Raw genomic sequence first — 1,757 nt, 5'->3', positions numbered from 1 at the left:
AACTCCGAATTTTCAACAACCATACATTTCCCAGCAAAATCCCCATCTTTAAAACGATCCAAAAAGATAATATTATGATTTGGCAAATCTGAAATTAACAGTGGAGAGTTTGTTGAAAATACTACCTGAATATTTTTTGCACTAGAGAAGATTCGCTGCATATAATTTGTAATTATATCTATATATTTTCTCTGCCATTCTGGGTGCAAGCACAATTCACCTTCATCAAAAAAAATTACGACATTTTTCTCGATGATGTTTTCTCTTAATAGATGAAAGCGTGAAAACATAGAGAACAAGGCATCTTCTCCTGAACTAATACCTACCCAACTAAACTTTAAAAAATCTACAGCCGTATATAACCTTCTATATATTTTTATTAATTCATTTACTAGCATTAATCCATCATCATCTAAAGTTATCTCAAAAACTGCTATTTCAGAAATATAAGTAGATTGAACTCCATTTCCGTCCATTTTAGTTGAATTAATAGTTCCTTCCCGATAACTAATACAACTATTCTGAATATTCATCTCAAAAAAATCAATTAAATCTATATACCCTTTATGTAATTTTAAAAACTCTTCTTTATTGAAAGTTTTAAATACTTTTAATTTATTATTTAAGTCTAATTCATCATCCTCATTCATTTTTAGTACTATTTCTCGAAAAACATTTAACATTTCAATAATATCGAAATCAGTATAATTATCTTCTTTAATGTTTTCTAACTTCATTTTAATATTTTCTTGACGCTTTTTAAATCGAATAAAAATATCCAAATCAGTAAAATATGCATCTATTATCCTAAAGTATAATGTTCTTTTTGCCAGAGAATTTCCATTACCGTTCAAAGATAATCCTTCAATTTTTTCATATATTAATTTTTCAATTTTATATAGCTTTGTTTGATCTAATTCACACCTTAATAAAGTATCAGTTTCCTCACCAAAAAACTAAAATTTTCCGATTTATATAAAATATAATCCCCAAATTCAATATTAATTTCTCTGGAAATGACATATATTTACTTATCGCTTCTTTACTTTCACTATCCTGAAGGGCCAATATTTTAGCTTCTAATTCTTCTGTTGAGAACTGACTATGTATAGATGTCCCAAATCGAATATCTTTTTCTTCAAAACGATCTGCAATTCCCCTTCGCAACTCCATATTTTTAAATTCAATTTGTTTTTTATTTAATCTGTTCAAAATTCCCATATTAGAGAGATCAAAATATGATTTTTCAGGCATAGTATAGTAATAATAAGGATTACTATCAAAAACTGTAGAGAAGTATATACACATAGTATCATGGAGTATATCAGTTTCATTTACTCTAACAAAGCTACTTGTTTTATGTGGGTGCGTATTTTCCATAGTGCCATAGATATTCACAGAAAAAATACAATTAATATCCTTTTCTTCTATATCGTGGTAAACTATATTATACTGCCCCGATGTATTTAAACTTAACAAATCCTTATGAATAAAAATTTTATATTTATTTTTCTCTTTTATTACTAATATTCTTTTATAAAAGTAATAATTCCCTTCATTTTTCCGTCCTAAAATCCCACCATCTAATAACAAACCCTTCATTGCCTCAAGTATTGTACTTTTCCCTACACCATTCCGTCCAACAATAGCAGTTACATTTGATATATTCCCTGATTTTGTTGTACAAAAAAATTTTTCAATATATTTTTCATTTTTTTGATAATCAATTTTTTTTCAGCAGAATTATATTTAAATAT

At 26.9% G+C, this 1,757-nt stretch carries 2 protein-coding genes; both read right to left on the bottom strand.

Features of this window, described 5'->3' with window-relative positions; all coding sequences use genetic code 11:
• The coding region (locus CDB3_RS09760) for an AAA family ATPase (protein ID WP_142263481.1) at nucleotides 1-854 on the bottom strand (854 nt) is incomplete at its 3' end.
• Nucleotides 855-945: 91 nt separating this feature from the next.
• Nucleotides 946-1,665, bottom strand: coding sequence for an AAA family ATPase (locus CDB3_RS09755; protein WP_256869729.1), 720 nt, complete (start codon nucleotides 1,663-1,665; stop codon nucleotides 946-948).
• Nucleotides 1,666-1,757 lie beyond the last annotated feature (92 nt).

This window comes from Bacillus sp. CDB3, assembly GCF_002081505.1.
In the GTDB taxonomy this organism is placed as follows: Bacteria; Bacillota; Bacilli; order Bacillales; family Bacillaceae_G; genus Bacillus_A; species Bacillus_A cereus_AT.
The sequence above is the reverse complement of the archived record's forward strand: the minus strand, read 5'-3'. Positions and strand labels throughout refer to the sequence as shown.